This is a genomic window from Victivallis vadensis (genome assembly GCF_003096415.1).
Taxonomy (GTDB): domain Bacteria; phylum Verrucomicrobiota; class Lentisphaeria; order Victivallales; family Victivallaceae; genus Victivallis; species Victivallis vadensis.
This window is the reverse complement of record NZ_QEKH01000004.1, coordinates 118,354-132,388: the sequence shown is the minus strand read 5'-3', so window position 1 is coordinate 132,388 and position 14,035 is coordinate 118,354. Positions and strand designations below refer to the sequence as shown.

The window sequence follows — 14,035 nt, the reverse complement described above, 5'->3', positions numbered from 1 at the left end:
GAAGTTGAAATGAAAGGTTGGATGAACGCGCTGCTGTTCTCCGCCGCCCTGACTCTGGCGGCGGACAATTCGGAAAGGGGAAAAAATATGGAACGGCCTCCCGCCGCTGTGACCTGCCTTCAGGTGCCGGACGACTATACGGAACGGCTTCAGCCCCCGGAGAACGCCCAGACCCTCGTATTCGAGCGGCCGGAGCAGTTCACGCGGGCGGAACAGTGGCGCGGCAGGGAGGATTTTTCCGCGCGGGTCACCTTCGGCTGGAACCGGGACGGGCTTTGCTTCTTCTTCGACGTGACGGATTCCGACGTGGTCAACGACAAGGAGAAGAACGTCGACCTGTGGATGCAGGACAGCGTGGAGCTGTTCATCGCCGCGCCGGAGGGGAGGAAATTCGGCAACGGCACACTTGCATTTGAACGGTTCCAGTTGATCCTGTCGCCGCCGGACGCGGCGGGGAAGCTCCGCAGTTTCACCCTCTACGACAGCGCCTACGGGCCGGATATCCCGTACCGCGCTTCCGGCGAACGCACCGGCGGGGGCTACCGGATCAGGCTGCTGATCCCTTACCGTGCATTCGGCGACTATGACCTGGCAAATGAGGGATTGTTCCGGATGCAGTTCAACTGCAACGATTACGACCGCCGCGACGGGAAGGCGCTGCCGCCGCGCAAGGTTTCGATCGGCCGGGCGGTGCAGCCCAGCGCCTCGGCGGCGGACTATCCGCTCTTCCGGCTCTGCCGGAGCGACGCCGACAACCCGGAGCGCTCGCTGGCGGCGGTGTGGAGCCCGGAAGTCCCCCGCCTGGCACAGCAGGAGACCTTGACGATAGCGCCGGAACTGCCGGAATTTCTGGAACGCGCCGAACTCTCGGTTCAGGACCTTTCCGGCCGGGAACTGCGCCGCGAAATGATTCCGCCGGGCACGGAAACGGTGACGCTGGCGGAGCTTTCCGGGCTCGGCTCCGTCGGGCTGCGCTTCGTATTCACCGGATATGTCGGCGGGAAGCCTTACGGCACGGTGGTGCGCAACGCCGCGCAGATCGCCGGTCTGCTTCGGAAAGTCGGCGCGGTCCGGTGGGCGGAGCTGACGCCGTGGCGCGCCGCCGGATACCTGAAACTGGTCTCCGGGATCGAATTTCTGCGGCTCGCCGCCACGCCCGGCAGCATGAACGGCGGCCGGGTGGCGGAGGCGATCGCGGAGTGCGAAGCCCGGCTGGCGCTGCTTGAGGACCGGCCGCTTCCGGCGGATATTCCCGCGAAATACCGCTATCTGGAGCTGACGCGCGGCTTCGAGGCGCAGCTCAACGTCGCGTACAGCCGGGGAGGCCGTCCGAATGAACGGATCTTCAGTGCGGTTTCGATGCCGTGGGGCAACATCCCCTGCGTGAACGCCGAACTTTACTGCTGCGACAGCGTCGCGGATGCGGAAAGGCTGGTCGGAGAGATGACGGCCTACTGCACGCCCTTCGCCGCTCCCGAAGTCGCCGGGGCGGATGCCGTGTACGCCGGGCGCGGTCACCTGCTCGGCGACGGGCTGCGAAGCGATATGGAGACCGGGAGGCTGTTGTCGCTCTACGCTTCCAGCCGTCCCCGCCATGTGTTCCGCCTCACGCCGGAGGAGGCGTTCCGCCATCCGGCCGACGCGGTGGTCGTGATGCCGGACGCGCCGGAGCCGATGAGGAAACGATTGCTCGATTTCGCATCGGAACGGGGGCTGCCGGTGATTCCGTTCGCGGAAAAGGACCGGTTCGGCCACTGCCTGATCGCGGGCACTCCCGACTACCCGGAAATCGCGTGGTTCTGGCACAGCCGCAACGGGTTGCCGAACGATTTCCTGATCGTGCGCCGTGGCGCGGATGTGATCCGGTGCGGTTACGGCAATCGCGAACTGGGAAAATCCTTTGCGGAATTCATCCTCGCCGGGAAGCCGCTGACCCGGCGCGCGGCGGAACGTTTCGCCCGGCTGCGCGCCGCCGCGATGCCCGCGCCGCGCCCGGAGGACGCCGAGGCGGCCCGTGAACTGCGCACCGGCGACGTGCATACGCACACGATCTTCTCCGACGGCCAGTCCACGCCCGCCGGACTGCTGGCGGAAGCGCCCGCCGCCGGGTTCGACTTCCTGGTGATCAGCGACCACGACGAAGTCGCCGGGGCGCTGCGGCTGATGGAGAACATGCGCCGGAACGGCTGCGGTCTGTGGTTGTTCGCGGGGCAGGAGATCACGATGACGCCGCGCTATCACCTCAACGTCTATCCGATTCCGCGCCGGCTCGATGAGCGCTTCTCGTGGAAATCGATCCGCGAGCAGGCGGACGGGTTCGGTGCGGTCGTGCAGCTGAATCACCCGATGACCTACGGGACCGGTTTTTCGGAGCTGTGGTACGGGGATATTTCCCTCGCGGGGCTGGACGCGGTCGAGCGCCGGGTGGAGTATCTGGAAAAGTGGCGGAAATCGGGACGCGGCAAGGTCCCGGCGGTGACCGGCAGCACCGACACGCATCAGGGGATTTTCGGATACTATAACTGCACAGTGGCGCACGCCCCGGAATTTTCGGGCAAGGCGTTGGCGGAGGCGGTCCGGGCGGGGCGTTCCGCGATGATCGACCCGCTGATGCCGGAGCCGGCTTACGGAGATCCCGCCGTATGCCGTCAGGTGGCGGCGGCGCTGCTCGACCCGGAGACGCCGGAGCGGTTCGGGAAACGGCTGGCGGAGGCGCTGAAAGGATTCGATGCCGCCGGATTGATCCGGGCCTCGGAAACGGCTCCGGCTCCGTATCCCGCCGCGCCGCCGAGACCCCCGGAGAGCTTTGAACTGGAGGAACGCGAAAGCATGAAACTGCGATAAGCCGCCTCTGCGGATTCCGTGCTCCGGAGGGGCGATTCTCCGACGCGAAGCGTCTTTGGAGTGCGGAGATTCATCTCCGCTTTCAAATCGCCCGCAGCTTTCAGGCAGGCAGATACATAAATGAGGATTTGCGCAAGCAAAAGGTTTGCGTGATTGCCTGTAATGGCCGTTGAAATAAGCATAACCCACTAATCATGGAGGTAGAAATGAATAATACGTCGCAAAACAAAAGACAGGAATCCAAGACAATCTCCCGTTATATTGCAAAATTCACCCTGATTGAGCTGCTCGTGGTAATAGCGATTATCGCGATTCTCGCTTCGATGCTGCTTCCGGCATTGAATCAGGCGCGGGAGAAAGCGCGGGCGACCCAATGTATCAACAATCTTAAAACCTGTTCCACGGGATTGACGTTCTATGCCGATGCGTTCAACGACTATTTTCCGCCGGCGATCGGGCCGAACTGGGGGGGAAGCTGGTTGAGTTCGTTTCTGGTGGAGGGAGGGATTTTTCCGAGTAAATATGCCGATTACAGAAAGTACCGCTGTCCGAGCACCTGGCGGGAGTCGATTTCCGGCTGGGAGACCTGGGAGGTTTACGCGAAACAGACTTACGGGATGAACCTGTGGCTGGCCGGTTACTGGAACCGCTTCAATCCGTATAAACGTGGAAGGATCGGCCAGAAGGCGACGGATATGGTTCCGTTGAAATCGCCGAGCAACACCGTGGTGCTCGCCGACGGCAGCCAGAGCGACGGGATGCAGTATATGGAAATCGGCACGAATTCCACTTCGGCTTTTCTGCGGCACGGAGGACGGGCGAACGCCGCGTTCTGTGACGGTTCGGTGCGCAGCGGAGGGGCGTTTGAATATATCCAGACGTACAAGTTCCCGTGGGTCTACAATGCGGCCGGCGCAAAGGTGCAGTGACCGAAAGGCCGGGCGGCGGATTGTTTCAACCGATAATTAAGGAGTTTCTGATGGTCAAGTTTTTTTCCCGTTTCGCATGCGGAGTCGCCATGTCGTTTCTGCTGTACGGAAATGCGGCGGCGGCTCCCGCCGAACCTGAGCTGCGTATCGGCATTCTGTCCGACGCCCAATGCCCCAAAAGCAAGGACAGCTGGGGATTGAAGAACGCCCGCCGGGGCTTTGAACTGCTGCGGCAGCGCGGCGTGGATGTGGTCGTGCTCGGCGGCGACCTCGCGGAACGCGGCGACGCGGAGGTGTTTTATAACTTTCTGGAGGCGTTCGATTCGGTGTTCGGCGAGAAAAAGCCGGAACTGATTTCGATCATGGGGAACCATGAATTTGCACCGCCGCAGGACGATCCGAAAAAGAAGATCGCCGCGTTTGCCAAGGCATTCGGGCTTCCGGCCGACGCAAATGTTCACCGGGTGATCGGCGGCTACGATTTCATCGCAATTTCACCGGAGGGGATGAATCAGAACACCTATAAGGAGGGGGCGGAGAAGTTTGTGAAAGAAGCGGTCGCCTCCGCCCGGAAACGCGCGGCGGGGAAGCCGATTTTCGCATTCAGCCATCACCCGCTTTCCGGCACGGTCGCCGAGAGCGGGCAGTGGGGCAGCGATTCGCTGAAGAAGGTCTGGGATTTCAAACTGCCGGATCTGGTGCATTTCTCCGGGCACACCCACCATCCGCTGCAGGATGAGCGGTCGATATTCCAGGACGAGTTCACGATGGTCAACACCTCGTCGCTGTGTTATTTGAGCCGCGGCAATTACGCCAACGTGAAACAGCTGCACGACACCTGGAAGTATCCGCAGATGCTGTTCGTGGATGTGTACGCCGATCATATCGACATCATCCGCATGGCGCTGGATTGCGGCCGGGAGATCAAGCCCGGCAGACGCTGGCGGCTCGAACTGCCGCTGTCGAAGGAGAACTTCACTTACACGGCGGCGCGGCGGGATTCCCGGAAAGCTCCCGAATTTCCGGCCGGAAGCGAAGCCGGGATCAAGTTTTCCGGGACGAAGGAGGGCAAGCCGGTGATCGCGTTCCCGGCGGCGGTTCACGACGATTTCGTGCATGGCTACGCGATGAAGTTCATCCCGCTCGAAGCAGACGGCAAGTCCGGCAAAAGTTTCGAGCTGAACTGCATGACCGATTATTACCGCGGCATCGACAGGATGGCGGAGAATCCGGCGTTCGCGCTGCCGCCCGGCAGATTCCGGCCCGGAACCCGCTACCGCGTCGAAATCCGTCCGTGCGAGTCTTTCGGGAAGCGCGGCAGTGCGATCAGCGCCGAGTTTCAGTTCTGACCGGAACTGCTGAAATAAGTTTCAGATGCACCCTTGCAATGCGGCCCGTTCCGGCTATATTACCGGGAGCGGAGGATGACGGATCATGTTCGGAATCGATTTTCCCGGTGACGGCGAGCTGCTGAACCATTCACACGGCGCTGAAACGGCGAAGGGACTGCGGATCACGGTGCGGGGCAGGGGGCCGCGTGACCGGCGGATTACGGTGAACGGCGCCGAAGCGCGGCGGGACGGCGAATTTTTTGCCGCCCCGGTGCTGCTGACGGAACAGCTTCAGGAGATCACGGCGGAGGCCGGCGGCGAACGGCTGTCGGTCACGCCGTATTACGACCGGAATTCCCGCAGGCGGTACAACTTCTTCATCGACGACAACGCCTTTTTCTTTCGCGAGCTTGCCGTGGAGAACCGGCGGAGCCTTTTCGACTCCTTTTATCTGGCCGCGCTGCGGGAGATCCACCGGGAGTTCGGCACGAAGTTCACCTTGAACTGCTTTTACGAAAACGCGCATCAGCCCTTCCGGCTCTCCGGATTTCCGGACCGGTTCCGGGGAGAGTGGGAGGAGAATTCCGGCTGGCTTCGGCTGGCCTTCCACGCCGACTGCGAATTTCCGGAACATCCCTACGGCGCGGCTTACCCGGAGAAGCTCCCGGAACATTACATGCGCGTTGCCGCCGAGATCCGGCGCTTCGCCGGGGAACAGACGCTGATTCCGCCGGTGCTGGTCCACTTTTTCGACGTGGCGGACCCGGCGGCGCGCCGGTTCCTGCGCGAACAGGGGATGCGCTGTTTCACCCGGAGCGAACCGTACTGGCGCAACCTGCGTGAGCGGACGGGCCGGGAGTGGTTCGCGCGCTTCGACTCCGGGAACCGGTGGCTGGAAATCCCGGTGGAATTTTTCAGCAATCTGCTGACGCAGTCCGGGATCCGGGAGACGGTCGCCCGGATTGCCGCGACGCCCGGCAAGGAACTGGTCAACCTCGGCAGCCATGAGCAGTACTGCTATCCTTTCTACGCCCGCTGCCTGTCCGACCATCTCGAACGGCTGCGCCTGATGGCGGAGCTGATGGCCGAAGCGGGCTATTCTTCCGTTTTTCCGGCCGAATCCCCGGAAAGCTGTTTTTGAAGGTAGGCGTGCAGCTCCGCAACGGTGGTGAAGAGCAGGTCGGGCCGGTTCCGGCGAAGCTCGGACAGTTCCGCGGTCTGCGCCCATGCGGCGGCCGCTGCCGGAACGCCGACACTCCGGCAGGCGGTGATATCGCTTGCAGTGTCGCCGATGTAGAGGGCTTCCGCCGGGGCGAGGCGGAATTTCTCCAATACCGCCCGGATGCCCTCCGGCTTTACCGGACCGGCGGGCGAACCGGTTTCGACGGCGTCGAAGTATTCCGCGATTCCATAGCGTTCGAGCGATATCCGGCAGCTGCGGGCTCCCTTGCCGGTCACGAGGGCGACGGCGGCGCCCCATTTCTTCAGGTCGCCCAGAAGCTCCGGAATGCCCGGGAACGGTGCCGGGCACATGGAGTGGAGTTCGCGGTAATAGTGCAGATATCCTTCCACGCCCTGCTCGTAGAATTGCGGAATCAGCGCGCGGATGGTACCTTCCTCGCTCGGCCCGAAAGTGGCGACGATTTCCCGTTCGGAAAAGCTCCGTCCGGCAAGCGGTGTGATCGCCTTTTGGAAAGCGGCGATGCAGAGCGGCAGCGTATTTCCGACGGTTCCGTCGAAATCGAACAAAACGGCCTTGAGCATGTACTGAAAATTCCTGTGATTCTTTATTGTGCAAAACCATAAGAATATAGTGCTTTTCCCTGAAAAAATCAAGAAAGCGATATCGTCTTTTCCTTAGAGCTTATCCCTGAATAAGCTCTTAACCGCCTGTCGATCGGTTTGGCTGGGTGATGAAGCGGAAAAGCGGGGTTTGAGAAAATAATGGAATTTTTTTGTTCTATTTTGGGGAAAGGGGATATTTGTTTGTTGCTTTTTACCTCTCTCTGAGGTATAATATATTAATTGGAAATTTATGCCTGTTGACATTGATGCTTTATTTCAGAGAGGAGTGCCGACGATGTGCGGTCAGGACAGGTTTTTTCTTGCGCCTTTCTCCCGAAGCTCAATGCAATACCCCCCGCACAACGCCGGTATCAGGCCGCCCCCTTTCCGGAAAAGGAATTTTGGAAGCATGACCGATTCAAGTTGGAGCAGGGGGAGAAAAGCCCTGATTTGCTGTTTGGCCGGAGTTCTCCTGCCGTTTGCCGTGTCGGCCGCCGAATCTTCCGGCTCCGTATCAACCGATGTGGCCTTTCTGTGGCGGAATTACCGGATGGAATGTCAGGCGGTCATTGGATTTTTCGTGCTGTTTTTCCTTTTGCTGATCGGCATGGTGGTCTATATGATCCGTTTTCGGGCCGCCATACACCGCCGTCGGCAGGACGAGCGGGAATTCCGGCGCCGCATTTATCTGGAGCGCGACCGGAGCAATCAGGCGCTCCTTACCTTGGAGCAGACCGCCAAAATGGCGAATCTGGCTTATTTCAGCTGCCGGGCGGACGGATCGGAGCTGACGCTCAGTGCCGGGGCAAACCGCAACTGGCCGTTGGAGGATTCAAAGGCGGTTCCCCCGTCGCAATGGGTATATCCGGAGGACCTTGCTTCCTTTGAAGCCTCCTGGCAGGAGCTGACGCAGGGACGGAGTCCGGAAATTGAAATCTCTTTCCGCGCCGGCAAGGGGGGCGCACGTTATTTCCGGCTGCAGGCCGGCGCCCGCGGGGTCGCGGAGGAAGGGGAGCGCCGGATTGTCGGCTGCATTCAGGAGGTGACGGACCTGCGGGAGCGGGAACGGAAGTTCCGCGATACCGATGAACTGTTGAAAATCATGGCCGACACGCTTCCCTGTCCGATCTTCATCAAGGATGCGTCGGATGGTTTCCGCTATCTGTTGTCGAACCGCAGCCACGCCGCTCTCCTGAACCGCACTCCCGAAGAGGTCGCCGGCAGGACGGATGCGGAGATTTTCGGTCCCGGCCACGAATATGTCGAGCGGTTCCGCAAGGCGGACCGTGAAGCGTTGGAGGCGGGGCGGAACCTGGAGTCCGTCGAGCGGGTGGTCGATGCGCAGGGGAAGGTGCATTATCTGCACGGAATCAAAGGGATCGTGACTCAGTCCGGTGGGCGGAAGCTGCTGATCGGCATGGCCACCGAGGTCACGGAACTGGAGGAAACCAAGCAGCGCGCGGAGGAGTCGAAACGGCTGTTACAGGCGATCCTCGACCATGTGCCGGTCGGCATCCTGCTGAAAGATCCCGCCGCCGACTACCGGTATGTATTGTGGAACCGGGCTTTGTCGGAGTTTTCCGGCGTGCCGGTTGAGCAGGTGCTGGGGAAGAATGATTTCGAAGCGAACATTTATCCCGGCTGCGCGGAGCAGTTCCGCCGGGAGGATGCCAAGGTGGTCGCCACCGGAAAAGCGGAGGTGTTCGTGGAGGATTTGCAGACCGTCAGGGATACCCGCGTCGTCTACCATACCCACAAGATTCCGCTGGAGCTGGAGCCGGGCAAGACTTTCCTGCTCGGTCTCTGCGTGGATATCTCCCGGGAGTGGAAGCTGGAGAATGAGCAGAACCGCATGATCGACGCCCTGAATGATTTTGTGCGTAATGAACAGATGCTGAACCGGTGCCTGAAGACCATCACGGTTGAAAATGATTTTGAAACGGCCGTCAATGAGATTCTGAAGCGGGTCGGCGAAAATCGGGGGGCGGACCGCTGCTTCATCTTCCGTTATTCCGACAATTACCGTGTGGGGGACAACTGCTTTGAGTGGGTGCGCGAGGGGATCGCACCTCAGAAGCGGGATCTGCGGGATTTCGAAGTGGAACGCGTGCAAAAACTGCATCGCCTGATCGTCGAACGCCGGATAATCGCCGTGAACGATCTGGCGCAGGAGCCGGAAATCCGGGAGGAACTGGCGGCTTGGCTGGGGAAGGAGCCGGATGTGAAGTCGCTGCTGATCAGTGAAATCCGGGAAGGCGGGCAATTATGGGGAGTGTTCGGACTGGATTTCGTGCGGGAGCGCCATGCGATCACCGCCGCCGACCGCGAGACGCTCCGCAGCGCCGGAAACCTGTTCATGCTGGCCCGGGAGCGTCAACGGCAGATGGAGCTGGTGGCCGACACGGTTGCGCTGCAGAAACAGCTGGTGGAGAATATCGACATCCCGTTGGCGATTTTCGATCTGGATTACAACATCATCAGCATTAATTCCGCCGCGGCCGAAGATGTGCCGATCGGGGAGCTGATCGGGAAAAAGTGCTATTCGTCCCTGTGCGGCTGTGCGGAGCCGCCGTCGTGGTGTCCCCATGCCCGTGTCCGGCTTTCGGGGCGGTCGGAGCAGGTCGATTTCACCTTGAAAGGACGCAATCTGCATCTGACCAGCCAGCCGATTTTCGACCGGGACGGCAAAATTCGCCACATTTTCGAGGCGGCGGTGGATATGACCGATGCGCAACGGCAGAATGAGACTCTGGCGGAAAACAGGAACAGGCTCCTTGAGAGCAATAACCTGCTGAAAATCTGTATCGAGCAGGATGAGACCGTGAACGCCTGCATGGAGACGCTGGTGTTGAACTCCGATTTCCGCGATTCGCTGCAGCATATCGTGTCGAGGATCGGGGAGCGGCTGGGCTCCGATACCTGCGGCGTGTTCCGGGCGGTCGACGGGAAAGAAAAATTTGCGGTGGAGGAGTATTGGGTCGCCGGGGGGCTGAGCCCGAAGCTGATGGTCCGCGAATTAGTCCGGCGGGATTATCCGGCCTGCTTTGAGGAGCTGTTCCACGGACGGATGCTGAAGGTCGCCCTGAAAGGGGAGGACGGCGAGGAGGAAACTCCGGTGCAGCGGGAGATGCGGAACTATTTGCGCGGACAGAAATTCAGTTCGATTTTCTGCATCGGCGTCTGGTGTCGCGGCGAATACTGGGGACACCTCGGCGTGGAATGGAGCGATGCCGGCAGTATGTTCAATGAGGTCGGGGAACGCATGGTACGGGCTGCCGCCCGGATCATCGAAATTCTGATCGAACGGGAACTGGGCCGCAAAACGCTGGTGCGCAGCGAGTCCGAAAAGACGCTGGTTTTCAATATGCTCGATATTCCGCTGATTCTGTTCGACGCGCAGAACCGGGTGGTCAGGGTCAATGCCGCCGCGGAAAAGCTGGCGGGGCGTTCCAGGGCGAAGATTCTGGCGGAACCCTGCTACCGGAGCTTCTGCCGGCGGGAAGCCCCGCCGCCGGATTGCATGGTCCGCCTGACGCTGCAGACCGGTTTGCCCCAGCAGGGAGAAGCGCAGATTCTGGGCAAGACGTATCAGGTCGCATCCCGGCCGCTCTTCGAGGAGGGAAAGCTGGTGAATGTGCTGCAGAGTTTCGTGGATATGACCGAGGCGCGGCAGCAGAGTGAAAAGCTGAAGGCGGCGATGGAGAGCGCCCAGGCGGCGGACCGTGCCAAAAGCTTTTTTCTGGCCACGATGAGCCATGAAATCCGCACTCCTCTGAATGCGGTGATCGGTTTCAGCGAGCTGCTTCAGAATCAGTCGCTTTCTCCGGAGGAGCAGGTGGAATACCTGCATTCGATCAATCTGGCCGGAACCGCTTTGCTGCGCCTGATCAACGATATTCTCGACCTGTCGAAGATTGAGGCCGGTGAGGTCAGGATTGTAGCGGAGAAAATTGATTTCACGGCGCTGTGCGGCGAAATCAATGCCATTTTCACCCAGAAAGTGATGGAAAAGAAACTGTATTTCAAGCTGGAAGTTCCGTCGGGGCTGCCGTTTCTGTGGCTGGATGGCCAGCAGATGCGGCAGGTGTTGCTCAATCTGGTCGGAAACGCGGTTAAGTTTACCGGGGAGGGCGGGGTGACGCTGAAGGTGGAGTTCCGCCGTGAAGGACCGGAAGCCGGAACCTTGGAAATTGCAATCATCGATACGGGGATCGGCATTTCCAGGGAGTATCAGCAGAAGGTGTTCCAGCCGTTCATACAGGACAATGCCGTGCGGGATCGTGCTTATGAAGGGACAGGGCTGGGGCTTTCGATTTCACAGCGGCTGATCCGGAAAATGGACGGGCGGCTTTTACTGGAAAGCGAACCGGGCCGGGGAAGCTGCTTTACCGTGGTTCTCGAACATGTCCGTTATGAGGAAGGAGCGCCGGAGCAGGCGGGCGCCGTATCCGGGAAGGAGAAGGCTTCGATGGTGTTCGCCCGGCCGTTGCTGCTGGTGGACGATGTGCCGATGAATCTCAAGGTGCTCGAAGCGATGCTGCGGAAACTGGATGTGCCGTATCTGGCCTGCGCTTCAGGGGCCGAGGCGCTTGAGTTGGCGGCGAAGGAATTGCCTTGCGTGATCCTGACCGACCTGTGGATGCCCGGCATGAACGGCGGCGAACTGGCGGAGCGGCTTGCCGGCGATCCCGTGCTCCGGGAGATACCGGTGATTGCGGTTACGGCCGACAGCCAGATTGATCCGAAGCTGGAAGGATTGTTCGACGGGGTTCTGCTGAAGCCCATTTCTCTGGACGGCCTGCGGAAATTGCTGAACGGACTGCCGGTGAAGCATACCGCCATCGATTGCTGACCGGTGATGCGCCTGTGATGCAAGAGCTGGTACCCGGGACGGTAAGAAAATTCGCCTGAAAAACGGGCGTAAAAGCTACCTCTCCCGCCCGAAACAACGCCTTCGGCATCGCCCGTAGCCAATCTCAAACGGTACCGATGAATATATTTCAATGGTACTTGATGGTACTTTGCCCGGATGAAAATATTGAATGTGTTGTGAATTTCAGGAAGCAACAAGTGGATATCAAGTTTTTGTGCAATGAAACTCTGTTCCATATAATTCCAAATGATTTCCAATGGTACTCGGTGGTACTTCCGGATGCCTTTCCGGGCGTGGATGTGGTACCTCGGTAGAGAACGGAAGTACCTTGAAATCTCCTTAATAAGTGACGTATAAAACCTTTAATTAATGCTCCAATCCCACGTTCAAACAGGATTTTTCTGTACTCACAGCATAAGCTTTCATAAAATCCCGTAGTAGGGGATTGTCAATGATCATATAATCTAAAACAATTTCTGATTTCACAAAGATTAACTCTTCATCAGAGATATCATTACATTGTTGGCCTATAGAGTCCTCTTTGGCGCTTTCCAACAAAGCTAAAATCTTACGCGCTGTAGAATTTGAGCTTTGCTTGCGTGAAAATATTCTGAAAACACGTTCTCGGATATCCAAAGCTTTCCCTATATATAAGATATCCTCCATAGCATCAGAGATAATCTCAAGTTGTTTTTCTTTCTGCGAACTATATCCATAAGAAACATTGATAATGGCTTGTCGAGGGAACTTGAGAGCTGAATTTCTTGTCCAGCGAATTCGCAGTAATCCTCCAGCTGTTGGTAATCCTGAAGTTATTTTTGTCTTCTCTGCGATAGATAGATTTCCGACCCAAATTAGATCAGGAAGAGTGTCGTTAAGATTAATTTCATCCTTTCTGTCGCGGAAACTAATTCTGGCCATGATTTACTTCCTGTGCTGATAAAATTTATGGAGTAAATATACCATGAAATTTTGTTTTTTGCAACTAAGGAGAAACAGAAAATTATTGATATTTTTTAAGTCAAACAATCTTCGCGTGGGTGGTGGAAGTTGAAAGGCGAAATAACTCAGAATCCTCTTGAAATAGTTGGATATTTCAAGAGGGCTTTTTTACTTTGATAACCAAGAACAGTCGAGACTTTGTTCTTAAAGATGCTCAATGGGAATCAAATTGCTGTTCCTGCAATATTGTGGAAATATGATCCTGGACTTTTAATCTCGCATTTTCATTTCCGTCGAATATTTTTTAAATCTTTCATGAGGTTATCAATAGCGTCGAGTCCATCGCGTAATTCCTCATTTCCGTACATCAATTCCAAGAACCCCCTTTTCTTCAGGTACTGTTCGCTTGAATCAGCAATGGCTGGACATTTATTCACAATTTTTATTTTTCCTGTTCTATCTCGGATTTCTCCCCGGTATAAAGAAAATGGAGACTCTGAAGTGCGATTAATTGCAAACTGTGCCATTATTTCTTCTCCTTTTTTGGGGTAAAACGCCCAGATGAAATCAATTCCGGCAAGAATTGAAGCAAAGTTACGTTTTACTTTGTCTTCTCCATAAGTATCATTATTCCAAGTTCCTATAACCTCGACAATGGTCCGATTCCCCTTAGCACGGAATTTCCGCCAACGAATATTATCCAGTTGAGCTGAGAAAGCTTCCTCTACTGTTCGACTTTGATCGAAGAGAAATACTCCATTCTTAACCATTTCAATCTCGGGATCACGAATATTTTTAAAGCGGCTATACTCTTCCTCTATGCGTTCTCGTTTTTTTTCCATTGGAGTTCTTCTTCAAGCTCTTTTTTGAGTTTTTTCAAGCGAGAAATAGCATCCATATTATTTTGCGTGGCTGCCAGTTCCAACCAATATTGGGCCTGAATTAGATTTTTTTCAATTCCATTACCTTCGGCATAGCAAGTACCTAATTCATATTGTGCAGGAGCACAGCCCTGCTCGGCAGATCTTTGGATCAACTTGATCCCTCGGGAGAAATCTTCATCACCCCCCTCTCCTCTCATATATAATAAACCGAGAATATATTGCGCTGTAAAATTGTCTTGATCTACAGCCTTTTGAAGCCATTTTATCGCTGATTCTAAGTTGCGAGCAATACCTTCTCCAGAGAAATACTGAATGCCTAAACGGAGTTGAGCATCGGCATATCCTTGTTCAGCTGCTTTTTGAATCCATCGGATTCCTTTCTGTAAATTTTTTTCCACTCCCTCTCCATTCATATAAGATAATTTCCAGAAGTTCCAGCAGCCTTCC

At 57.1% G+C, this 14,035-nt stretch carries 9 protein-coding genes; 5 read left to right on the top strand and 4 right to left on the bottom strand.

Translation table 11 applies throughout. The features are described 5' to 3' along the window. Positions 1 to 9: 9 nt before the first annotated feature. The 4 genes from C8D82_RS03875 (at position 10) to C8D82_RS03860 (ending at position 6,245) form a co-directional block, all read left to right on the top strand. Complete coding sequence (locus C8D82_RS03875) at positions 10 to 2,844, top strand: PHP domain-containing protein (protein WP_116882957.1); 2,835 nt, start codon at positions 10 to 12, stop codon at positions 2,842 to 2,844. Positions 2,845 to 3,050: 206 nt separating this feature from the next. Further along, complete coding sequence (locus tag C8D82_RS03870) at positions 3,051 to 3,773, top strand: DUF1559 family PulG-like putative transporter (RefSeq protein ID WP_116882956.1); 723 nt, start codon at positions 3,051 to 3,053, stop codon at positions 3,771 to 3,773. Positions 3,774 to 3,823: 50 nt separating this feature from the next. Next, positions 3,824 to 5,122 (top strand): metallophosphoesterase family protein, encoded by a 1,299-nt coding sequence (locus C8D82_RS03865; protein WP_116882955.1) that lies wholly within the window; start codon positions 3,824 to 3,826, stop codon positions 5,120 to 5,122. An 85-nt stretch (positions 5,123 to 5,207) separates the two neighbouring features. Next, positions 5,208 to 6,245, top strand: a complete 1,038-nt coding sequence (locus C8D82_RS03860; protein ID WP_116882954.1) for a hypothetical protein — start codon at positions 5,208 to 5,210, stop codon at positions 6,243 to 6,245. Here C8D82_RS03860 and C8D82_RS03855 read toward each other — a convergent pair. Then, complete coding sequence (locus C8D82_RS03855; RefSeq protein ID WP_116882953.1) at positions 6,200 to 6,868, bottom strand: HAD family hydrolase; 669 nt, start codon at positions 6,866 to 6,868, stop codon at positions 6,200 to 6,202. The genes C8D82_RS03860 and C8D82_RS03855 overlap by 46 nt on opposite strands. A 430-nt stretch (positions 6,869 to 7,298) precedes the next feature. Between C8D82_RS03855 and C8D82_RS03850 the strand changes: the two genes are divergently transcribed. After that, positions 7,299 to 11,741 (top strand): PAS domain-containing protein, encoded by a 4,443-nt coding sequence (locus C8D82_RS03850; RefSeq protein ID WP_165832812.1) that lies wholly within the window; start codon positions 7,299 to 7,301, stop codon positions 11,739 to 11,741. 387 nt (positions 11,742 to 12,128) lie between these two features. Here C8D82_RS03850 and C8D82_RS03845 read toward each other — a convergent pair whose 3' ends face one another. From C8D82_RS03845 to C8D82_RS03835, 3 genes are all read right to left on the bottom strand, one after another. Further along, positions 12,129 to 12,683, bottom strand: a complete 555-nt coding sequence (locus tag C8D82_RS03845; protein WP_116882951.1) for a hypothetical protein — start codon at positions 12,681 to 12,683, stop codon at positions 12,129 to 12,131. A gap of 305 nt (positions 12,684 to 12,988) precedes the next feature. Beyond that, positions 12,989 to 13,546 (bottom strand): hypothetical protein, encoded by a 558-nt coding sequence (locus C8D82_RS03840; RefSeq protein ID WP_116882950.1) that lies wholly within the window; start codon positions 13,544 to 13,546, stop codon positions 12,989 to 12,991. After that, positions 13,522 to 14,001: a tetratricopeptide repeat protein gene (locus tag C8D82_RS03835; RefSeq protein WP_116882949.1), complete on the bottom strand. Its 480-nt coding sequence runs from the start codon at positions 13,999 to 14,001 to the stop codon at positions 13,522 to 13,524. The genes C8D82_RS03840 and C8D82_RS03835 overlap by 25 nt, the downstream gene beginning before the upstream one ends. Between the last annotated feature and the right edge of the window lie 34 nt (positions 14,002 to 14,035).

Bases quoted from the DNA above. Each gene is read 5' to 3' on its own strand.
- C8D82_RS03875 (WP_116882957.1), top strand. From the start codon at position 10: ATGAAAGGTTGGATGAACGCGCTGCTGTTCTCCGCCGCCCTGACTCTG.
- C8D82_RS03870 (WP_116882956.1), top strand. From the start codon at position 3,051: ATGAATAATACGTCGCAAAACAAAAGACAGGAATCCAAGACAATCTCC.
- C8D82_RS03865 (WP_116882955.1), top strand. From the start codon at position 3,824: ATGGTCAAGTTTTTTTCCCGTTTCGCATGCGGAGTCGCCATGTCGTTT.
- C8D82_RS03860 (WP_116882954.1), top strand. From the start codon at position 5,208: ATGTTCGGAATCGATTTTCCCGGTGACGGCGAGCTGCTGAACCATTCA.
- C8D82_RS03855 (WP_116882953.1), bottom strand. From the start codon at position 6,868: ATGCTCAAGGCCGTTTTGTTCGATTTCGACGGAACCGTCGGAAATACG.
- C8D82_RS03850 (WP_165832812.1), top strand. From the start codon at position 7,299: ATGACCGATTCAAGTTGGAGCAGGGGGAGAAAAGCCCTGATTTGCTGT.
- C8D82_RS03845 (WP_116882951.1), bottom strand. From the start codon at position 12,683: ATGGCCAGAATTAGTTTCCGCGACAGAAAGGATGAAATTAATCTTAAC.
- C8D82_RS03840 (WP_116882950.1), bottom strand. From the start codon at position 13,546: ATGGAAAAAAAACGAGAACGCATAGAGGAAGAGTATAGCCGCTTTAAA.
- C8D82_RS03835 (WP_116882949.1), bottom strand. From the start codon at position 14,001: ATGAATGGAGAGGGAGTGGAAAAAAATTTACAGAAAGGAATCCGATGG.